Here is a 20,927-nt window from a genome sequence, read left to right as displayed (position 1 = left end):
GGCACCTCCTCCTTCCCGCGGGTCACGCGTCGAGCTCCTGGCGAAGCTCGGTGGAAAGCCGCTGCGCGGCCAACCGGCGAGCCCAGAGGGAGAGCCCAATCAGGCTCAGCATCCCGAGCGCCGCGGCGACCCGCACCACTGGTCGAGCCTCCTGGCTCCGGCGAAAGGCGTGCTTGGCCACGCTCGGAACGCCGAGCACGCCGGAGAGCTCACCGGGGCACCGCCGGAGCTCGCCGTCCGAATGACAGCCGAGGATCTCGACCTCGGCTCCGTCGGCGAGCACCCGCTCCTGATACTCCGAGCTCTGGCAGGGCGCGGCAGATGGAAGGTCTCCCTCGTGGAGCGGGATCGGGCCCAAGTCGATGGTGAGCGGGCGGAGCGGCTCGCTGCGCCCGTCCGCGACGAGTGCAGGCCCGCGAAGGTCATCGAACATGTCCACGAAGGCCTGGTGCGCGCCCTCCTTCAGCACCAAGTCCCCGCTCTCGAGCTTGCTGCAAGCCGTGCGGCTCTTGCCGCGGTACGTACTGCCGACCCACCACCACACCACCGATCCCCGCGTGCCGCGCGGCGTGGCGCGCGCGTTCTTCGCGAAGAGCCGGCCCCGGTACACGGCGGGCGTCGGCACCGGGGCCGCGAGCGAGGCACGCGGCGCGCTGGTGATCACCCGAACGGGCCGAGCGTCATGCCAGGCGGCGGCGGCGCCGGCTGCCGTGATCAGACAGAGACCGACCCCCGCCACGATTGGCGCCAGCCAAGGGAGCCCCTGGGCGACCTGCACGCGTCGAGCATATCGAGGAGATCGCGGGCTTGCCAGCGCGCGCAGATCTTCCCGGCAGCGAGCGGTCCGACGATCGTCTCCACCGGAGTCGTCAGGCCAGCACCAGCTCCCGCAGCAGATCCAGGCGCATCGCGCCGTTTCCGATCACGCGCTCGTGGAACTCCTTGAGGGTCATGCGCTCGCCGAAACGCGCCCAAGCCTCGTCGCGAAGCTTGGCGATCTCGCGCTCGCCCAGCTTGTAGGTGGGGGCCTGCCCGGGCCAGCCCAGGTAGCGCATGACCTCGCTCTCCGCCTGCGCCGGCGTGCGGTGCCCGTAGAGCCGCATGAATTCGATGGCTCGCTCGTAGGTCCAGGGCGCTCCCGGCTCGAACGGCGAGTCGCGATCCAGCTCGAGCCCCAGGTGAAGCCCGATGTCCACGACCACGCGCGCCGCACGGTAGAGTTGCTTGGCCAGCATGCCCAGCTCGTAGTCGGGCTTCTCGAAGTAGCCGAGCTCGCCCATCAGGCGCTCGGTGTACATGGCCCAGCCCTCGCCGTAGCCAGAGTACCAGACCGTCAGGCGGTGCGCGCGGCACAGCCGATCGGCTCGGGTCATGGCGGTGCCGATCTGAAGGTGATGACCGGGGAAGCCCTCGTGGTACGCCGTCGAGACCTGGTGGTAGAGCGGGAACGTCGCCTGCTCGCCGATGGCGTAGCGGATGCCGCCGGGGCGGGAGAAGTCCTCGGAGGGCGGCTGGTAATACGCGCCGAGAGGCGAGCCGACGGGCGCCAGCTCGACGCTCAGCGGGACGATGCGCGGGTCCACGTCGAAGTGCACGCCGGACAGGCGCTCGCGTGCCTCGCTGAGCCGCGCGGCAACGAAGTCGAGGAACGCCTCGGGCGACGACGCCGAGCGCGCCGGGTCGGTCTCGAGCAGGCGCGTGACCTCCTCGAGGGAGGCGCCGGGCGCGATCTGCTCGGCGGCGCGGCGCATCTCCGAGAGCAGGCGCCGGAGCTCCTCCCAGCCCCAGGCGTAGGCCTCGCGCGGATCGACGTCGAGGCCCATGGCCCGGTCGAGCGCGGGGCGGTAGCGCTCGGCGCCGACGCCGTCGCTCTCCGGCGCCGACGGCAGCACGTCACGCTCCAGGTGCTCGGCAAACTCCGTCACCGCGGCCTTCGCGCGGGCGACGCCCTCCGCCAGCCGCGACGCCAGCGCCGGGTGCGCGCGCGCCCCCTCCGCCGCCAGCCGATCGAAGGCCGAGTCCGCCGCGGCGAGCCGGCGCGCCTGCCGAGCCACGGACGCGACCTGGCGCGCCGCGACGTGGTGCCCACGCTCGCGGCCCACGCTGAGCCGCTGGCGGAGTTGGGCGTACGGCGCGGCGATGCCCTCCAGGCGCGCGCAAACCGCCCGCCAGTCTTCCTCCGACTCCGTCTTCATCAGATCGAAGGTCGAGCGGATGCGCTGGAAGCTCGAGGCCAGGTGCGACAGATCGCGGAAGTGCTCCCCGGCCGCGTCCGCCGCGAGCTCCTCGTCCAGCGCGCCGAGCATCACGCGAGCGGCGAGTCGCTCCTTGTCGTCGGGGTGCGCGGCGTGCTCGGCGAAGGCCGCGCGGTAGCGTCGCACCAGGTCCATCCGAGCCGCTTGCCCCTCGAGCCCGAGCGCGTCGCCCCACAGGTGGTCGCGCCCGGGCAAGCCCAACGACGTCGCGTGCAGCGGGTCGAGGTCGGCGCTCTCCTCGACGTAGCGTTCGGACAGCTCGAACGGACTCGCCATCCCCGAATCAGAGCACGGGGCTGACGCTCGGCGCCAGCCGTGGCAAGTGCCCAGCATGCACCCCTGGTCCCGCGAATTCGCTGGTCGCATCGACGAGCTCGAGCTCGAGAGCAGCCTGCTCAGAGGCAACCCCCTGGGCGACCCGCACCGGCGTCCTGTCTGGGTCTACACGCCGCCCGGCTACGACGCGGACGCCTCGCGCCGCTACCCGAGCCTGTACCTGATCCAGGGGCTCACCGGGCAGATCGACATGTGGAAGAACCGAATGCCGTTCCGGCCCAGCGTGCCCGAGCTGGTGGACCGCCTGTTCTCCGACGGCAGCACTCCGCCGGCCGTGGTCGTGTTCGTGGACTGCTGGACGCGCTACGGCGGCAGCCAGTTCGTGGACTCCCCAGGCACCGGCTCCTACATGAGCTACCTGTGCGACGAGGTCGTGCCGTTCGTGGACGCGCGCTACCGCACGCTGCCGGATCGCAACCACCGCGGCCTCACCGGCAAGTCGAGCGGCGGCTACGGCGCCATGGTCGTACCCATGCTCCGCCCCGACGTCTTCGGCGGCCTTGCCACCCACGCGGGCGACGCGCTGTTCGAGACCTGCTACCTACCCGCCTTCCGGGAGTCCGTGCGGCTGCTCAGGGACCGCTACCAGGGCTCCTTCGACCTGTTCTGGCAGAAGCTCTACGAGGGCCCCGCTCTGGCGAAACCGGAAGAGGGCGCGCTCCTGAACGACTGGTGCATGGCCGCCTGCTACTCGGCGGACGCCGACGGCACCGTGCGCCTACCCTACGACACCACCACGGGCGAGCTGGTCCCCGAGATCTGGGCGCGCTGGCTCGAGTGGGACCCGGTGCGGCTGGCCAAGCAGCACGTCGACGCGCTCCGCTCGATGCGCGCCGTCTATGTGGACGCCGGCAAGAGCGACGAGTTCTACCTGGACCTCGGCGCCCTCGCGTTCAAGCGCGAGCTGGAGGCTGCCGGCGTGAAAGACTTCTTCTTCGAGCTCTTCGACGCAACCCACAAGGCCATCGAGTACCGCTACCCTTTGGCGCTCAGGTACCTGGCGGAGCGGCTCTCGCCGGGCTGAGCGTGGCACCTTCCCGGCTCTTCGTTCTGCTCGGCGCGCTCGCGCTGCTCTCCGCCTGCCGGCGCCCCACCGGCCCGTTCCGCGACGAGCGCGTCCCGAAGGGCGCCGGGTGGCAGTGCTGGACCGGACGCTGCGACCGCGCGTGCCGAGGCCTGCCCGGCCCACCCGACAGCACGGGCTTCGCTCCGGAGCCCGCCTGCGCGCGGCCGAAGACCGCGTTCTGCACGACCTACGAGCTCCACCGCGAGCCGCACTGGGAGTGCTTCGACACGCAGGTCTCCTGCGAGGCGAACCAGCGCCACTACGTGGCGGAGGCCCGGCAAGGGCGAGACTACTCCTCGGTGTCCGTTTGTACCGAGCTGCCGTGAGCGCCTAACGCACGCCCTTCGCGCAGCACCCAGACTTGCAGTACTGCCCGGCGGGGCACTCCGGCAGGTTCGCCCCGCAGGCGGGCTTGCCGTTGGCGCAGGGCTCGAGATCCTTCTGGATGTCGCCGCCGCCGAGCTCGTACAGGTACTGCCCGCCAGTGCCCCAGAAGTGGTTCAGCGTGCCGAAGCCGAAGCCCTCGATCGCTGACGAGGTCGCGTCGTTGTACTCGAACAGGTGTTCCTGCACCCAGCCCTGGACCTCATCGCGCCGGTACTGGCCGATGAAGTCCGAGGTCATGTCGGAGACGTAGACGTACTGCTCGCCGGTCTTGGGCGACACGACCGCGTCGAGGCCGTCCATGTGGCTGCCGGCCAGGTTGGGATAGCCGAACTCCGCGACCCAGGCCTTGGTGGGCTCGTGGTACGAGTAGACGCGCCGCGCGCCTTCGTTGCCGGAGTACCACAGCGCCTCGGCCTTTCCATAGCCCAGGAAGGACATGTACGGCGTGGTCGCCGCGGGCTGCACCGGCACGCTGACGCCCTTCGAGGCGAACACGTACTCCGAGATGATGCCGTTGTGCGTGGGCCCGAGCATGAAGATCTTGTCGTTGTCCATCGCGTAGAGCGACGCCTGGCTGGCCGGGCCGAGCGGGACCTGATCGGCGGCCTTGGTGTAGGTCTTCACCAGCTCGATGGTGCGCTGCTCCACCGGCCCCGGGTTGTCCGGGTTGTCCGGGTGCTGGTTCGCCTCGAGCTCGCCATCTCCGTCGCTGTCCAGGAGCGTGATCTTGTACACATCCAGGTTCTGCGAGGTGCGGTTCACGTAGACGTAGTCGCCGTGGCTGGTGACGTCGTAGCCGCCCAGGAACGCCGTCTCCCCGGTCTTGAAGGTGGCGAACTGGTAGTACTTGCCGGTGGGCGTGGTGGTGCCCACCGTGGGCACGGCGACGCACGCGCCGGTCGCCTTGTCGCACTTCATGCCCGACGCCGCCGCGCAGGCCGTCGCCCCCGGCTTGGGCACCCACTTCGAGGGCGGTCCCGGGTCGCACTGCTGGATCTCGTTGCCGTAGCAGTTGAACTCGCCGGCTAGGCAGCCGGTGCGGCAGGCGCCGTTCTCGCAGCCGAACTCGCACGGGGTGGCGGGGTCCCACTCGGCGTTGGTCCCGCAGGTCTGCGCCTTGCCGTACTTGCACTGGGTCGTGCCGGGCTTGCACGAGCCGAAGCACGCGCCGGACGAGCAGGCGTAGGGGCACTCGGGGTCGTTCGCCCAGATCCCGCCAATCTGGCAGGTCTGCGGGATGAGCCCGTTGCACTGGCCGCTGCCTACGATGCAGGTGAGCGTGGTGCCCCCGGTGCCGCCGCCGCCCGTGCCGCCGACCGCGGCATCGCCAGCGCCGCCGCCGGTCCCGGGGTTGTTGCCGACCGTGCCGCCGGTGTCGGACCCGCAGGCCGCCATCGCCGCCAACCCGCCCAGGAACAGAGCTGCCAGGATCCGCATGTCACCTCCGAGGGTCAGTGTAACAGACCGGCGCGGATGCGCCCACCCGGAGCCGGAACGCTCGACAGGCCTGGAAATTGTCCCGCTCTCAGCGACCCAGAGCTTCCGCGCGGTTCACGATGCGAGGCGTGAGGAAGATCACCAGCTCGCCACGCGTGTCGCTGGCGCGGCGGCGCTGGAACAAGAGGCCGAGCAGCGGGATGTCGCCGAAGAACGGCACCTGATCGAGATTGCGGCCGGTGTTGCGGGTGAAGATGCCGCCGATCACCGCGGTGTGGCCGTCCATGACCAAGAGGCTGGTCTCGGCCTCGCGCTTCAAGATGGTCGGATCGCCACGGGCCGAGGTCTGGTTGAAGTCGGGCTCGTCGCGGTTGATCTTGACCTTCATGCTGATGCTGCCGTCAGCGGTCACGTGCGGCTTGACGAGCAGCTGGAGCTTGGCCTCCTGGAAGGTCGTCTGCACGCCCTGCGCGCTGATCTGGCTGAACGGGATCAACGTGCCCTGCGAGATGCGCGCCTGCTGGTTGTCCAGCGTCAAGATGCGCGGGCTGGACAGGATTCTGAGCATGCCGCTCGACTCCGCCGCCGAGAGGCGCACCGCCAGGTTGATGGTGTTGTCGATGGAGCCGAACGAGAGCCCGATCGCGCCGCCTTGACCGGTACCGACCGTGGCCGGGAGGTTGACGGCGAAGTTCGGGTTCGCGACGGTGTTGCTGAAGGGCGAGAGACCCGCGGTCGGGGTGTTCGCGTCGCTGGCGCCACCGACGACGCCCACCGAGTTCGGGAAGGCCAGCCCGGTCGGGTTGCCGGTTGCACCGCTGAAGGAGGCGTCACCGCCCCACTGGATGCCGACGTCGCGTAGGTAGCGGCTCGTGGCCTCCACGATGCGCGCCTCGACCAGCACCTGCGGGGTCTGCGTGTCCAGGGAGCGCGTCAGCTCCTCGATCTGGTTCAGGTTGCCGGCGACGTCGCGGACAATCATCACGTTGGTGCGCTCGTCGACGGCGATGGAGCCGCGTTCGCTCAAGAGGTCCTTGGCGCGCGCCTGGATCTCCTGCGCCTCGGCGTAGCTCACCGGGATGAGCCGGGTCTCGAGCGGCGCGAGCTGCATCTCCTGCTTGCGCCGCGCGATGGCCATCTCGCGCTCCTTCTCCAGATCGGCCAGGGGCGCGACGCGGATCATGTTGCCCTGTCGCACCATGCCCAGAGACTTCGATTGGAGCACCACGTCCAGTGCCTGATCCCAGGGCACGTTGCGCATGCGGATGCTGACGCTGCCGCTCACGTTGTCGGCGGTGATGATGTTCACGCGGCCGACGTCCGCCAAGAGGCGCAGCACGTTGTGCACGTCGGCGTCCTTCAGGTCGAGGTCGATGCGGCGACCGGTGTAGCCGGCCCGACGCGCCTGACCGAGGAGGCTCGGCGTCACGGCTGCCGCCTGATCGGCTTCCGTGGCCTGCTCGACGCCACCGCCGGCATAGCCAGCGTGGACCTCCGGGATGTCTCCGTACGAGTCCTCGACGTGGACGGTCTGCGTCTTGCGCGCGGCGCCGCCGTCGCGGGCAACGCCGGTGCGCGTGGACGGCAGCGTGCCAGGCTTGAAGAACGACCACACCAGCGTGTTGCCGTTCTTGGCGACCTGCGTGGCCACGGCCGACTCGCTCTCCACCTCGACGATCACGTTCTTGGTCTTCGGGTCCAGATAGCTCGACACGGCACCCACCAGCCCGCCGAACGCGGAGACGTCGAGCTTGCGCACCAACGCCTCGGGCAGCCGCGCGCCTTCGATGACTAGCGTGGAGCGCCCGCGCTCACCGGTGCTCAGGCGATACTTCGCGACGTGCGAGAGGTCGATCAGGACCTTGTCTTCGAGCTTGGTGTGCTCGAAGCGCACGTCGGACACCCGCGCCGACTCGTCGGCCGCCGGCGGGGCGGCTTCGCTCTGGATGCGCTTGACCCGCGGCTCGTCGATGACGCCGGACTTGCCGGGGATGAAGCTGATGAGCAGGCGGTTGCCGTCCACCTTGACCGAGTACTTCGCCTCGTCCAGCAAGGTGACCAGCACGCGGGTCGTCTTGGCGTCGCCGTTCTTGAACGCCTGGGCCATGACTCCCCCCACCACGCCGGTGCGTCGCGTGATGGCGGCCGGGGCGCCCTTGATGTCGGCGCCGGGGACGTCCACGATCAAGCGCCGCCCCTTCTGGTCGAGGCGCGCCGTGTACGTCGGTTGCGACGAGAAGCTCACCACCACCTGTGCGCCGCCCGAATCCGCGGGGTTTACCCGGATGTCGGTGGCAAATCTCTGGCCTTCCGCGGCCATGGCGGCGCGAGGTCCCGCGAGCAGGGAAAGCTCGAAAGCCGCTGCAATCACCATCGCGAGACGGAACGAAGTCGACCTCATCATCAGGCTCCGATCGGTCGGTGCGAGCGAGCGGGACTTTTCCTGCTCGATCACCCGTCCAGTCATCGTAGCGATGCGCTCGACGAACGAACAAATTCCGGGGGAAGATTGCTGCGCTTAATGAAGGGCAAACCTGCGGCGAAGCAGCGCTGCGAGCGCACTTTCCGCACGAATCGGCGTCAGGCGCGCGCTTCGAGCGTCAGATCGAGGTTGTGCTCGTCCGCGACCCGAGTGAGGTCGTGCCGGAGCTCGGAGAGCGCCACCCCGGCCGGCACGTGCAAGAGCGCCTCCAGGAGGAAAGTCGGCGTCCCCGAGAGCGGCTGGTGGATGACGCTGGTCTCCAGCGACGCCACGTTCACCCCCCACGCCGCCAGGACCGTGGTCACGGCCTCGACGATGCCCGGCTGGTCGAGCGCGGTGACGCGGAGGTCGTAGACCAAGCCGTCCCCCGTCGAGCCGGGCGCGGCGGTCTCGCGAAAATGGCAGAACAGGCCCAGTCGCCCGGCCGCCGCCCGTCCCTGCTCTTCGGCCTGCGCCAGCTCGGCGTCGGAGCCGGAGAAGAGCACCAGCATGGCGAACTCGCCGCCGAGCACGGCCATCCGGCTGTCCTCGAGGTTCGCGCCGGCGCGATGGATCGCCGAGGAGATCTCCTTGACCAGTCCGGCCTGATCCGGGCCGACGGCCGTGAGCACCCTGAAACGCTTGGACATGGCCGGACCATGCCCCCGCTCCCGCGGGAGCGCCAGGCTCACTTTTCGGAGACGACGGAGCCCTCGGGCCGGAGCGGAATCACCTTGGTCGCGCTGGGGACGTCCGGGTTCTGCGGGTCCTCGCGGATCAGCACCACGTCCCCGTCGCGGATGCGATCGACGCGCCAGTTGATCTCGTAGGAGCGGGCCGTGGTGGTGCTCGCCTGGACGACCTCCGCCCGGCCGACGAACTGACCGCGCTGGACCACGTGACCCTTGCCCGTCGGGTCCACCAGCATCGCTTTGGCCGGATCGATGCCCGTCACGATGCCCACCAGCTTGAGCTCGTCCACGGCGTACTGGTCGAGCAGCACCTCGCGCTGCGACTTCACCTTGCCGCGAGCCTCTTCGACGAACATGGTGGAGAAGGAGCGGAAGGGATCCCGGCTCTTCTCGTTCTCGGCGAACTCAGCCTCCTGGAAGTCGATCTTGGGAGGCCCGCTGGGCGCGTCCCCGAGCCCAGCGTCCGGGAGCGCCACGACCACGGGTGCGCTGGAGCCGGCTGGAGCGCCTTGCGTCGGCCCCTTGCTGCTGCAGGCCGCCACGAGCCCCGCGAGGGCGATGAACGCGAGCACCGCGCGGGTCATTTCTTGCCTCCGGCTTGCGGCGTCGCCGCGCCGCCGCGTTTGTCGCTGCCGCCGCCGGCTTGCCCTTCTTCCAGCATGCGGAAGGCGGTCGCGAGCACGCTGACCTTGATCACGACGTCGGTGCCGTCCTTCGTCGTGGGTTCGGTCGCCGAGATGTTCTCCATGTTGATGATGCGGTCCAGCTGCCCGACCCCGTAGAAGAACTTCGCGACCTGGTGGAACTTCCCGGACAGATCGAGCCTCATCGGCACGCGCGAGTAGAACTTGTCCGCGCTCTCCTCGGTGGGTGTCCAGGCCGTGAGCGCCACTCCCGAGACGTTCGCCACGGCCTGGATCGAGCTCAGGAACGAGGGGTACTCGGTGCTCTTGGGCAGGATCTTCTCCAGCTCGCGGGCGCGCTGCTGGCGCTCGGTGAGCTCGGCCAGGTCTTTCTGGTAGGCGAACTCGTTCTTGCGGGCCTCGGCCAGCTCCTCGCGCAGCTGACGCTCTTTGCCCTGGGCGGCTTTGATCGAGCTGGCGAGGTCGCCGTAGAACACCACGAAGTAAGCCACCGCGACCAGGACCAGGAGCCCTGCTCCGATGCCCATCTTCGCGACCAGCGGGAGCTTGGCGAGGCTGCTCTCTTTTGCGGCCATCAGTACCTCACCTTCGCTTCGAGCTCGAAGCGGACCACTTCCATCCCGGTGTCCTTGTCTTTCTCGGTCTTCGCCGGCAGCAGGCGCACCTCGTAGAAGAAGCTGGAGAGCCCCATGCGGCGGGCGAGCTCGCTGACGTCCTCACCGTCGCGCGCGATGCCCTCCAGGCGCACCTTGCGCTGCTGCTCGACGAACTTGGTGAGCCACAGGCGGCGCGCGTCCCATGCGGGGTTGTAGACCGCCAGTGGGTTGTCTTTCCGCATCTGCTGCAAGCGGTCGGGGTCCACACTCGGGCCGCGGCCCGGGGTCAGCAGGCGGGCGAGCTCGAGCATGACGGAGGTCGGGCCGGTCCGCGCGCTCTGAAGCTTCGAGATGGCGTCCTCGCGGGCCCGCAGCTGCTCCAGCTTCTCCTTGACCTCGTTGTGGTTGGCGACGGCCTGCTTGGCGCGGGTGATCTGGGTCTGGAGCTCGGCGTTCTTGCGGGTCTGGTCCTTGAGCTCTTCGTTCTTGATGCTGTGGAAGACGAAGAGCGCCACGACCTCCAGCAAGAACGCGACGAGCAGCCCGATCAGCCAAAGCTGGCTGCCTTCGCTACGCTCGGCGCGTCGCTTCTGCGGGAGCAGGTTTATCTTGATCACGCGCGCGACTCCTTCTCGTGCCGAAGCGCGAGACCGGCTGCGACGGACAGTTGAGCCGCCCTCTGCTGCAGGAGATTCCCGTCCACTTCCCTCGCCTCCACTTGCAGACGCTCGGCCGCGGACCACACCTCGGTGGGCACGCGAGCGCGCCGCTCGACGGCCTGCGCCAGCTGGATCATGGCCGAGGTGCCGCCGGTCACGTAGATGCGAGAGATCTCTCCCTCACCGCTGGTCGCCAGGTAAAAGTCGAGGCTGCGCTGGATTTCCGCGGCAATCGCGTCCGTCACCGCCTCGATCACCTGCACCACCTGTTGCGGCACCATCCCCGGGCGGTGCGGGTCCGTCGGATCCGCGGCGCCGCCGCACTTGTAAGCTTCGGCTTGCTCGTAGGGGACTCCCAGCGCCTTCTGGATCTCGTCGGTCACCACGTTGCCACCGTTGGCGATCTCGCGGGTGAACGCGCTGACGCCGTTGGCGATGATGTTCAGCGAGCAGAGGCTCGCCCCGACGTTGATCAGCCCGATGGTCTGGTCCGGCGGCAGGCCGCGCGAGTACTCGAACATGTTCTGAACCGTGAAGGCGTCGATGTCGCAGACCACGGGCTTGAGCCTCGCGTCGCGGGCGAGCTGCGCGTAGTCGTTGATCTGGTCGCGCTTCGCCGCGACCAAGAGCAGCTCCATCTGGCTGGTTTCGGGCTTCTTTCGCAGCACCTGGTAGTCGACCTGCACGTCCTTGATGTCGAACGGGATGTGCTGCTCAGCTTCCCAGTGGATCTGCTCGTTGAGCTCCTCGCGCGTCATCATCGGCACGGTGATCTTGCGGATGATCACGCTCTGCCCGGAGACGCTGATCGCGATCTCCTTCTGTTTGATCTTCGCGTCGTGGAACACCCGCATCAGGCCCTCGACCACCGCGGAGGCGTCCATGACCTGACCGTCCACTATGGTCTGCGGATTCAGAGGCACGTAGCCCAGGCGTTGCAGGCCCAGCCCCCGGCGGCTCTCCTTGATTTGAACCACCTTGATCGAGCTCGTCCCGATGTCGACCCCGACCAGATTCTTGCCTTCGCCCATGGAGCCTCGAATGAGGAGAAGGGCTTCACCGAGGAAACCCGGCGCAAATGGTTGCACCTCTGAACGAAGAGCGCCAAGAAACGCGGAGTCGCGGGCGACGCCGCGGCGGGCGCCCAGCGCGGCATTTCCGTAAGTGCGCGGCTAGCTGCACGTGTGGTCAGACCTGCTCCCCGTTTTTTTTTCGCCTTTCGCCTCGACCCGGTAAAGGCTATCGGGGTGCTGCCCCGCATGACCCGGACGGTCTCTGCCCTCGTGTGCGCCTCGGCCTTGGCTCTCGCCTCTGCGAGCGCCAGCGCCGCGCCCGCACCCCGAACGCTCGGCGGATCCCGAGTGCACGTGGTCTACCCGGGCCAGACCCTGGCGATGATCGCCAAGCGCTACAACGTGAGCATCGACGCCCTGTGCAAGGCGAACGGCATCACGCGGCGGAGCCCGATTCGCCCCAAGCAGCGCCTGGTGCTCCCCACCCGAGACGGCGAAGTCGTTCCAGCTTCCCTGCACAAGCCCGCGCCCGAAGAGGCGAAGCCCGTCGAAAAGGCCGAGAAGGCCGAGAAGGCCGAGAAGGCCGAGAAGGCCGAGAAGGCCGAGAAGGCCGAGAAGGCCGAGAAGGTCAGCGCCAAGCTCGGCAAAGGCAAGAACAAGGGCGGCCTGCTCGTGCTCCAGAGCTACACCGGCTCGTGGCGGGGCCAGGTCTACAAGAAGGGCAAGATCACCGACTCGGCCCGCACCGGCATCGAGAAGGTGCTAGCCGCTTGGCGCACCGGGCAGCACCAGCCGATCAACGACCGGCTGATCCGCATCCTGGTGAAGGTCAGCGACCATTTCGGCGGCAGGCCGATCAAGGTCGTGAGCGGCTATCGCCCGTATTCGCCCACCCAGTACACCCCCCACTCCCGCCACAACTCCGGCCACGCGGTCGATTTCGCGATTCCGGGGGTCTCCAACAAGGTGCTCCGCGACTACTGCCGGACCCTGGCCAACGTGGGCTGCGGCTTCTACCCGAACTCGAGCTTCGTCCACCTGGACGTGCGGGAAACCAGCGCCTACTGGGTGGATTTCTCCGGCCCCGGACAGGCCCCGCGCTACGCCGATTCGCACGGGCGCGACCCCGGCGAGGCCGAGCGCGAGGAGCCGGCGAACGGCAGCGGCGACGGCTCGGGAGCCGACGACGAGCAGACCTTCGAGCCCGACGAGATCTGAGGCCTGAGCCTCAGAATTCTTCGCTCTCCTCGGTCTCGAAGCGCCGGGTGGCGAGGATGGCGACCACGAACAACGCCGCGATGCCGAAGCACACGACGGCGACCTCCAGCCCCAGGAGCCCGGGCGGCAGCAGGAAATGCTCCGCGCCCAGCTCGAGCAGGAAGAACAGGGAGAAGTAGCCGACGAGCCTCCGGGGGACCTTCCAGGCCCGGAAGCGGAAGGCGAAGATCGCGGTCAGGCACGAGGCGATCGAGCAGGCGACGATGGCGGTGACGATCATGCGGGTGCCTCAGCGCTGGAAGTCGTCGCCCTGCTCGAGCGCGTGCTCGATCAGCTTCGGGATCAGCTCCGGCTCGATGCCCCGCCAGAAGACGTGCCAGCGCGGCAGGCGCACCAGGCCATCGCAGACCGTCGCGTACCAGTTCGAGATCGGGTTGTCGGGGCGCGTACGCCAGAACAGGCGGGGAAAGTCCCTGCTCATGGCCTGCCAGAGATCGCGACCCATGCCTTCGCCCTGCGCCACCGGATCCACCGAGAACTTCGCGAGGTAGGGCGCGTCCGGCGTGTCGTGGACGATGGCGGCTCCGCGGTAGTTCTGCTCGACGTACACGGCGAGCGGCAGCTTGGCGAAGAAGTCGTCCCGCAGGTCGTGACCGAAGCTCGACTCGATCAACAGCTCCAGCCGGCCGAGGTCGAGCTCCGCGTAGGAGTCGAAGCGACTGATGGCGGTGCCGCGCTTGATCAGCGTGCCGGCCCCCTTCACCGTGAAGAGCTCGCGCAGGAGATCCAGGGGCGAAGTGATGCTGACCAAGAGGTTCTCGTCCGCGCACGAGCCCAGCAGGCTCTGAACGTGCCCGAACAGGGTCGCGTCCTCCTTGCGCAGCAGCTTCTGCCCCGCGAGCAGCTCCGTGTCGGTGCGGAGATTGACCAGCGAGAGCCCCCGCGAGTCCACCGAGAGCAGGTTCTTCTCCGCGATGCTCAGGCTGCGCTCGCTTGTCAGGTGCAGCGGGCCGCGCCGGCGCAGGAGCACGAGCTTGCGGGTGTCTAGGCGCTCCGCCAGCCGCGCCAGCCACGCCAGCCGGTCGCTCGCGTCGTCCGCGAGCTGCACGATGGGCCAGCGGCCCGCGCGGAGCTCGCCCCGGAGCGTCTCGCTCAGGTCTTCTTCCCGCGGGAAGTGCAGCGTGAAGTCGATCTGGGCCGCCTCCAGCCGCTTCACCAGGCGCTCGCGCGCGACCGCCGCCTGCGCGGGGTCGAACAGCCCGAGCACGATGGGCGCCGCCAGCCCGAGATCGGTCAGGAAGCGAATCTGCTCGGTGAAGGAACCCTGCCCCTGACGGATGACCGGCGCTCCGGGCGCGACGATGGCGAAGCTCTCCCGAGGCAGGCGCCGGAACAGGCCCAGGTACAGCTCCGCCTCGGAGCGGCGGGTCACGCTCTCCAGGAAGGTGAGCACCGCCTCCGCGGTGGCCGGAAGCGCCGGGGTCAGCCCGAGGTCGGCCGGTCGTGGGTGTTCGGAGGTCATCCGGAAGGGCTCCCTAGCACGACGCTCCTTCGGTAGGGCAGTCGCGCTAGTATCCCGACCCCATGCACGTCGGCCTCGTGACCCCGCCCGGTGTGCTCGGCCAGTTCGTGGCGCAGGCCATCGAGCCCGCGGGACACGACCTGACGGTCGCGCCGGATCTGGAGGCGCTGCTCGAACAGGCGGCCGCCGACCTGGACGTCGTGCTGTTCGCGCCAGTCGTCGCGGGCATGCCGGCGACGCGCGCACTCTCGGCAGCCCAGGCCGCGGGGGTCGCACCCGAGCGGGCCGTGTACCTGGGGCTCGACGTCTCCGCCTGCGAGGACGCGCAGCGGGCCGGGTTCTTCCGGGCGCTCTCGATCCCGTTCCAGACCCACGAGCTCCTGGCCACCATCGAAGACAGCGCGCGCGGCAAGCTCGTGGTGCTCCTGGCCGACGACAGCGATCTCATCCACAAGCACACTGTCCCGCTCCTGACGGCGGCGGGCTACGACGTGCGCGAGGCCTGGGACGGGGAAGAGGCCCTGACCATGATCAAGGCGCGAAAGCCGGATCTCCTGCTGACCGACGTCGAGATGCCGAAGATGGACGGCTACACGCTGTGCCGCACCGTCAAGAACGATGACGCCCTGGCCGACCTACCGGTGGTGATCTGCTCGAGCCTGGGCGAGGCGGCGGATCTCGAGCGCGGCTTCGACTCCGGGGCGGACGACTACCTGGTCAAGCCCGTGGTCCCGGAGGAGCTGGTGAGCCGCCTGCACTCGCTGCTCGCGACGCGCATGATCAGCGCGCGGGAGCGCGTGCTGGTGGTGGACGACTCGGCGGCCATCCGCCACCTGGTGGCCGACTGCTTGCGGCGCCAAGGTTTCCGCGTCGAGACCGCCGTCGACGGCGCCGACGGCCGCGACAAGGCCGTGGCCACCCCGCCCGACCTGGTGCTGACCGACTACGACATGCCGCGCATGACGGGCTTCCAGCTGGTGCACGCGCTGCGGCGCGACGCGAAGACCCGCGACGTGCCCATCGTGATGCTGACCGCGCGGGACACCAAGCGCGACCAGGCTCAGATGCGCGCCGCCGGCCTGACCAGCTACCTGGTGAAGCCCTTCGGCACGGACAAGTGCATCGCCATCGTCGAGCGGGTGCTGGCCGAGGCGCGCCTGTCTCGCTACAAGGAAGCGTCGCGGCTCTACATCAGTGAAGGAGCCGTCAAGGCCGCCGAGGAGATGAGCCGCGAGGCCGGTACATTCGGCGAGGTCCGGGCGCAGGAGGTCGACGCCACGCTCCTGTTCAGCGACATCTCCGGCTTCACCAACATGAGCTCGAAGATGACCCCGGCCCAGGTCGTGTCGATCCTGAACGAGTCGTTCGACGCCCTGTGCGTGGTGATCAAGCAGCAAGGCGGCGACATCGACAAGTTCATCGGTGACGCCATCATGGCAGTGTTCGAGGACCGTCCCGAGCTCGACGAGCAGCACGCCCTGCGCGCCGCCCGCGCCGCCTGGGGAATGCAGCAGGCGCTCGGGCGTTTCAACGAAGGCAAAGACCAGCGCCTGACCATGCGCATCGGCCTCAACTGCGGGAAGATCGTGCGCGGAGACATCGGATCGCGCCACGTCCGTCGTGACTATACCTGCATCGGCGACGTGGTGAACCGCGCCCAGCGTCACGAGGGCAAGGCCCCGCTCGGCGGCGTGCTGATGAGCGTGTCGGTGTACGAGCGCATCAAGGACTACGTGGAGGTCGAGGAGATGACCGGCCTCACTTTCAAGGGCATCGACGAGCCGCAGAGCGCGTACGTGCTCAAGGGATTCAAGCAATGAGAAGGACCGCCACTCTCCTCGGCGTCGTCGGCGCCGCCGCCGTCGGCATGTTGCTCGGCGCGCGCCCCGGCGTGGCGCAGGAAGCCAGCCGCTACCCCTACGACCCGGTCTGCCCCTGGGGACGCCTCTCGAACGGCAAGGGCATGCTGGTGCGCTGCATCTCGCAGGAGGAGTCCGCGTCGCTCCCTGCGGGGACCAAGGCCATCAAGCCAGCGGCGGCGGCGAGCGCCGCGCCGGCCCCCAGCGCGAGCGTCGCACCCTCCGCCTCGGCGAGCGCGGAGGCTCCGGCGGAGGACCCGCTGAAGACCTACGCGCTCAAGGGCATCAGCGTGACGCCCGACGAAGGCAAGCTGCCTGCGGCGGAGAAGAAGCTCGCCCTGGGCAAGGACAAGATGCTCGAGTGCGTGGGCAAGCACGGCGGCCTGGAGAAGCTCGAAGGCGAAGCCCACGTGCGATTCCTGGTCAGCGCGCGCGGCCGCGCCGAGGGCGTGTCCGTGCAGAAGCGCGTCGCGATGAGCGCCGCCGCCGCCGACTGCATCGCCCACGTGGTCGATCGTCGCATCGTCGGCACGCCCGAGTCCCAGATGGTGGGCGCCACCGCGGTGATCCGCCTCGCGCGGCTGAAGAAGTAGGAAGTGGCGCTGCCGGGCTCGCGCCTCTCCGCGCGCCCGCGCCGGCGACCCTCACCCCAACTGTCAGCGATGTCGTACCCGGTACCCTGTCCGGTACCCGACCGCGCCTCGCCTCGCGCTTGCGCAACTCCCACGCACGCCCAACCGCACGCCCAACCGCACGCCCAACCGCACGCCCAACCGCACGCCCAACCGCACGCCCAACCGCACGCCCAACTGCACGCCCAACCGCACGCCCAACCGCACACTTCGCTCTCGTGGCACACCCCTCCCTCTGTCGAGCCTCATCGAGTCGCGTGCACGCCGCCTGCACGCCCAACCGCACGCCCAACCGCACGCCCAACCGCACGCCCAACCGCACGCCCAACCGCACGCCCAACCGCACGCCCAACCGCACGCCCAACCGCACGCCCAACCGCACGCCCAACCGCACACTTCGCTCTCGTGGGACACCCCTCCCTCTGTCGAGCCTCATCGAGTCGCGTGCACCCGCCTGCACGCCCAACCGCACGCCCAACCGCACGCCCAACCGCACGCCCAACCGCACGCCCAACCGCACGCCCAACCGCACGCCCAACCGCACGCCCAACCGCACACTTCGCTCTCGTGGGACACCCCTCCCTCTGTCGAGCCTCATCGAGTCGCGTGCACCCCGCCTGCACGCCAACCGCACGCCCAACCGCACGCCCAACCGCACGCCCAACCGCACGCCCAACCGCACACTTCAGCGGCGGACGTTCCCTCGAAGATCGAAGATCTCGCGCAACCGATTGGAAGGCGGCGCCGAAGAAGGGCAATCATGGCCGACAGGACTGCTCCCACGATTGTCCCCCTCTGCGATCTGAGGGTCAGCCCCGGCGCGACCATGGACCGTGTGTTGCGTGAGGCGCGTCCTTTGTTCTTGTCTCGGCGCGGCCGCATATGCGCCGTACTGCTCGGCATCGACGCCTACGATGCGTTGCTCGCGGGCTCGCACCCAGCGTCAGGCGCCCCCGCCACCGAGCGCTCAGGCGAGCGCTCAGGCGAGCGCTCAGGCGAGCAATCTCCACGATTGGAGCTGGCAGTCAGCGCGAGCGACGGCGAAGATGCCACCCGCGTGCTCGCCGCGATCCAAGCAGGGCACGGTTTGTTGCCGGACTCGCTCGTGGCAGCGACGGGGCTCTCGGTCCCGCGAGTCAAGGTCGCCTTGACCGTGCTGCAGTTGAACGGTTTGGTCGATGTATCGGGATTCTCACGGCGGAAATAGGACGTCCTCCGGCCCAACGGATGCTCTAGAGTGTGCCGGTGAACGAACGGCTCCGGGTCCTGGTCGTCGACGACTCCGCGTTCATGCGCGGCGCCATCAGCCGAGTGCTCGCCGCCGATCCGCGCTTCGAGATCGCCGGTCAGGCCAAGGATGGCGAAGAGGCCGTGAAGCTCGCCGCCGAGCTGCGGCCCGACGTCATCAGCATGGACTTCAACATGCCAGGCCTGAATGGCGCGGAGGCGACCCGGGCCATTCTGGCCAAGCACGCCACGCCCATCGTCATGCTGAGCGCGCACACCCGGGAGGGCGCCGCGGCCACGGTGCAGGCCCTGGCCGCTGGGGCCGTGGACTTCGTCGAGAAGCCCGACGGCGAGGTGAGCGCGAACCTGAATGCCATTCGCGACCAGCTGGTCGAGAAGCTGCTCTCCGCGGCGGGCGCCAACGTCCGGGGCTCGATGACCCAAGTGGAAATGGGCCCGAGCGAAGCGCCGGTCTCGCGGCGCGCGCCGCGCTCGCCGCAGAAGGCCATGCCCGCGGGGCTCAGGGTCGTGGTGATCGCGAGCTCAACTGGAGGACCGGCGGCGTTGTTTCGCGTCCTGCCGGAGCTCGCCTCGCTCGGGAAGGCCGCCGTGGTCGTGGTGCAGCACATGTCCGCAGGGTTCACCTCTGCGCTGGCAGAACAACTGGCGGAGCGCGCCGGCTTCGGCATCAGCGAGGCCAAGTCGGGGGACGCGCTCGAAGCCGGGCGAGCCCTGGTCGCGCCGGGGGGTTTGCACCTCGTGCTCGAGCGCGACGGCACCGTTTCGGTGAACGAAGGGCCGCCGGTGCACGGCGTGCGGCCGGCCGCCGACGTCACGCTCAAGAGCGCCGCGCAGGTCTACGGCGCCCGCAGCGTCGGCGTGGTGCTCACCGGGATGGGCCGTGACGGCGCGCTGGGGCTCGCCGCCATCAAGGCCGCGGGAGGCCGAACCTTCGCCCAAGACAAAGCCACCTGCACCGTCTACGGCATGCCCAAAGCCGCCGTGGAGCTGGGCGTCGTCGACGAGGTCTTGCCGCTGGACCAAATCGGACGGAGCGTGAGCCGACTCGTGAGCTCGTGAAGACGACCGACAGACGCGAAGAGTACCGGACGCGCGCCGCGCGGTTCGAGAAGGAAGCCGAGGAGCATGGCGCGCGGTCCAGGCTGATCTCCAACCTGCGCGGCGTCTCCTTCGGGGTGGCCGTGGTGTCCGCGATCGTCGCGCTGACAGGCCGCGCCGTCGACCTCAGCGGCTCGCTGGCAGCGGCGGGCCTCGCCTGTTTCGTCGCGCTCCTGGTCGTCCACGCGCGGATCATCGGCGCGGAGGACACGGCCAGGCGCTGGGCCCGAGTGAACCGGAACGCGGAGAGCCGCGTGACCGGCAAGTGGCGCGAGCTGCCGGAGAATGGCGCTCGTTTCCTGGATCCCGCCCACCCGTACGCGGGCGATCTCGACCTGTTCGGCCCGGGCTCGCTGTTCCAGCGGCTCTCGGTGGCGCACACTCGCTACGGGCAGGAGGCGCTGGCCCGCTTCCTGTCTGGGCCCGCCGCCTACGACGCGATCCTGGCGCGGCAAGAGGCAGTGCGGGCGCTCGCGCCGGAGCAGGAGACTCGCCAGCGCTTGGAGGCGCTGGCGCTGGCGGCGACCGAGCCCGACGGCAAGCAGCGCGCGCATCGCCCTGCTCCGGACCCGGAGCCGCTGCTCGCCTGGGCGGAGAGCGCTCCGAAGCTCAACAAGAAGCCCGCGCTCGTCTGGGCGGCGCGCCTTTTGCCGGTGCTGTCCATCGCGGGCATCATCGGCAGCGTCTCGTTCGGATTGCCCTCGTTCGCCTGGGGCGTACCCATCGCCGTCTCGCTGGTGCTGAACCTGGCGACGCGGGACATCACCGCGCGCGTGTTCATCGCGGTGTCGAGCACGGAGGGCGCGTTCCTGCGCTACGGCGCGATGTTGGAGGTGCTCGAGAAGCTCGACCTGCCGAGCTCGCTCCTTCGCGAGATGAAGGCGCGCATCACGCGAGACGGGAAGACTCCTTCCGTGGCCATGGCCGAGTTCCGGCGCGCGGTGAGCTGGTACGACCTGCGTCACAACGGTCTGATCCATCCGTTCGCCAACGCGCTCTTGCTCTGGGACATCCACTGCACCGTCTTGCTCGAGAACTGGCAGGAGAGCGCGGGGAAAGCCGCGCGCGACTGGTTCCGCGCGCTCGGCGAGCTCGAGGCTCTGTCGTCCTTCGCCGGCTTGCTCTACGACGACGCCAAAGTGACCTTCCCCGAGCTCAGCCAGGAAGAGGTGCTGTTCGAAGCGGAGCAGATGGGACACCCGCTGCTAGGGCCGGAGGTGCGGGTCGAGAACAGCTTGTCCCTGCCCGGAGCGGGCCGTGCCCTCCTGGTGACCGGCTCGAACATGAGCGGGAAGAGCACGATGCTGCGCTCCATGGGCCTCGCCGCGGTGATGGCCATGGCCGGCGCGCCCGTGGCGGCCAAGAAGCTGCGTCTCTGCCGGCTGGCCGTGCGCACGAGCATGCGCATCAGCGACTCCCTCGAGCAGGGCGTCAGCCACTTCTACGCCGAGGTGCGCAAGCTGAAGGTCGTCCTCGACGCAACCGGCCAGGAGCTCCCAGTGTTCTTCCTCTTGGACGAAGTGCTGCACGGCACGAACTCGCGAGAGCGCCAGGTCGGCGCCCGCTGGGTGCTCGGCGAGCTGATCGCGCGGGGCGCAATCGGGGCGGTCTCCACCCACGACATGGAGCTCTGCCGGCTGCCCGACAACCTGATGAGCCACGTCGAGCAGGTCCACTTCCAGGAGAGCGTCAAAGACGACGCGATGACCTTCGACTACAAGCTGCGCCCCGGTCCGGTGTCCGCTGGGAATGCGCTGCGCCTGATGAAGATCGTGGGGCTCGACGTGCCGCTGGAGTAGACTCC

19 protein-coding genes and 1 pseudogene are annotated in these 20,927 nt (G+C 69.2%); 9 read left to right on the top strand and 11 right to left on the bottom strand.

From position 1 onward, the window contains the following. Positions 1-22 precede the first annotated feature (22 nt). Both HS104_33335 and HS104_33330 read right to left on the bottom strand, forming a co-directional pair. Entirely contained in the window at positions 23-778 is a 756-nt protein-coding gene (locus HS104_33335) for a hypothetical protein (protein ID MBE7484837.1), read from the bottom strand. 91 nt (positions 779-869) lie between these two features. Next, on the bottom strand, positions 870-2,531 hold the full coding sequence (locus HS104_33330) for a DUF885 domain-containing protein (protein ID MBE7484836.1): 1,662 nt from the start codon (positions 2,529-2,531) through the stop codon (positions 870-872). A 55-nt stretch (positions 2,532-2,586) separates the two neighbouring features. Here HS104_33330 and HS104_33325 point away from each other — a divergent pair, with 55 nt between their 5' ends. Both HS104_33325 and HS104_33320 read left to right on the top strand, forming a co-directional pair. Next, complete coding sequence (locus tag HS104_33325; protein ID MBE7484835.1) at positions 2,587-3,615, top strand: enterochelin esterase; 1,029 nt, start codon at positions 2,587-2,589, stop codon at positions 3,613-3,615. 2 nt (positions 3,616-3,617) lie between these two features. Then, positions 3,618-3,983 (top strand): hypothetical protein, encoded by a 366-nt coding sequence (locus HS104_33320; protein ID MBE7484834.1) that lies wholly within the window; start codon positions 3,618-3,620, stop codon positions 3,981-3,983. 4 nt (positions 3,984-3,987) lie between these two features. On the opposite strand, the gene HS104_33315 is transcribed toward HS104_33320, so the two are convergent. From HS104_33315 to pilM, 7 genes are all read right to left on the bottom strand, one after another. Next, entirely contained in the window at positions 3,988-5,481 is a 1,494-nt protein-coding gene (locus tag HS104_33315; GenBank protein ID MBE7484833.1) for a hypothetical protein, read from the bottom strand. An 88-nt stretch (positions 5,482-5,569) separates the two neighbouring features. Beyond that, the gene (pilQ, locus tag HS104_33310; protein MBE7484832.1) at positions 5,570-7,801 is read right to left on the bottom strand and encodes a type IV pilus secretin PilQ; all 2,232 of its coding nucleotides are present in this window, start codon (positions 7,799-7,801) and stop codon (positions 5,570-5,572) included. A gap of 260 nt (positions 7,802-8,061) precedes the next feature. Further along, a complete protein-coding gene (locus HS104_33305; GenBank protein MBE7484831.1) occupies positions 8,062-8,592 on the bottom strand; it encodes a transcriptional regulator in 531 nt (176 codons plus the stop codon). A 38-nt stretch (positions 8,593-8,630) separates the two neighbouring features. Then, positions 8,631-9,218 (bottom strand): pilus assembly protein PilP, encoded by a 588-nt coding sequence (locus tag HS104_33300; GenBank protein ID MBE7484830.1) that lies wholly within the window; start codon positions 9,216-9,218, stop codon positions 8,631-8,633. Further along, positions 9,215-9,853 carry a type 4a pilus biogenesis protein PilO gene (pilO, locus tag HS104_33295; GenBank protein MBE7484829.1) on the bottom strand — a complete coding sequence of 213 codons (639 nt, stop codon included), beginning with the start codon at positions 9,851-9,853 and terminating at the stop codon, positions 9,215-9,217. Before pilO ends, HS104_33300 begins: the two co-directional genes overlap by 4 nt. Beyond that, on the bottom strand, positions 9,853-10,491 hold the full coding sequence (locus HS104_33290) for a PilN domain-containing protein (protein ID MBE7484828.1): 639 nt from the start codon (positions 10,489-10,491) through the stop codon (positions 9,853-9,855). The genes pilO and HS104_33290 overlap by 1 nt, the downstream gene beginning before the upstream one ends. Then, positions 10,488-11,564 (bottom strand): type IV pilus assembly protein PilM, encoded by a 1,077-nt coding sequence (gene pilM / locus HS104_33285; protein ID MBE7484827.1) that lies wholly within the window; start codon positions 11,562-11,564, stop codon positions 10,488-10,490. The genes HS104_33290 and pilM overlap by 4 nt, the downstream gene beginning before the upstream one ends. Before the next feature lie 228 nt (positions 11,565-11,792). Between pilM and HS104_33280 the strand changes: the two genes are divergently transcribed. Then, the gene (locus HS104_33280) at positions 11,793-12,764 is read left to right on the top strand and encodes a DUF882 domain-containing protein (protein ID MBE7484826.1); all 972 of its coding nucleotides are present in this window, start codon (positions 11,793-11,795) and stop codon (positions 12,762-12,764) included. Positions 12,765-12,774: 10 nt separating this feature from the next. On the opposite strand, the gene HS104_33275 is transcribed toward HS104_33280, so the two are convergent. Continuing rightward, on the bottom strand, positions 12,775-13,044 hold the full coding sequence (locus HS104_33275) for a hypothetical protein (GenBank protein MBE7484825.1): 270 nt from the start codon (positions 13,042-13,044) through the stop codon (positions 12,775-12,777). Positions 13,045-13,053: 9 nt separating this feature from the next. Continuing rightward, on the bottom strand, positions 13,054-14,286 hold the full coding sequence (locus HS104_33270) for a hypothetical protein (protein MBE7484824.1): 1,233 nt from the start codon (positions 14,284-14,286) through the stop codon (positions 13,054-13,056). Positions 14,287-14,348: 62 nt separating this feature from the next. Between HS104_33270 and HS104_33265 the strand changes: the two genes are divergently transcribed. The 6 genes and pseudogenes from HS104_33265 to HS104_33240 all read left to right on the top strand — a co-directional run bounded on the left by HS104_33265 (position 14,349) and on the right by HS104_33240 (position 20,922). After that, positions 14,349-16,106 (top strand): response regulator, encoded by a 1,758-nt coding sequence (locus tag HS104_33265; GenBank protein ID MBE7484823.1) that lies wholly within the window; start codon positions 14,349-14,351, stop codon positions 16,104-16,106. Positions 16,107-16,560: 454 nt separating this feature from the next. Beyond that, positions 16,561-17,104: pseudogene (locus HS104_33260) on the top strand (PT domain-containing protein). A 78-nt stretch (positions 17,105-17,182) separates the two neighbouring features. Continuing rightward, entirely contained in the window at positions 17,183-17,623 is a 441-nt protein-coding gene (locus tag HS104_33255; protein ID MBE7484822.1) for a PT domain-containing protein, read from the top strand. Further along, complete coding sequence (locus HS104_33250; protein ID MBE7484821.1) at positions 17,538-17,984, top strand: type II toxin-antitoxin system Phd/YefM family antitoxin; 447 nt, start codon at positions 17,538-17,540, stop codon at positions 17,982-17,984. Before HS104_33255 ends, HS104_33250 begins: the two co-directional genes overlap by 86 nt. An 83-nt stretch (positions 17,985-18,067) precedes the next feature. Further along, positions 18,068-19,084 carry a chemotaxis-specific protein-glutamate methyltransferase CheB gene (cheB, locus tag HS104_33245; protein ID MBE7484820.1) on the top strand — a complete coding sequence of 339 codons (1,017 nt, stop codon included), beginning with the start codon at positions 18,068-18,070 and terminating at the stop codon, positions 19,082-19,084. Then, a complete protein-coding gene (locus HS104_33240) occupies positions 19,081-20,922 on the top strand; it encodes a DNA mismatch repair protein MutS (protein MBE7484819.1) in 1,842 nt (613 codons plus the stop codon). Before cheB ends, HS104_33240 begins: the two co-directional genes overlap by 4 nt. Positions 20,923-20,927: the final 5 nt, after the last annotated feature.

Source organism: Polyangiaceae bacterium (assembly GCA_015075635.1).
GTDB lineage: Bacteria > Myxococcota_A > Polyangia > Polyangiales > Polyangiaceae > JADJKB01.
The sequence above is the reverse complement of the archived record's forward strand: the minus strand, read 5'-3'. Positions and strand labels throughout refer to the sequence as shown.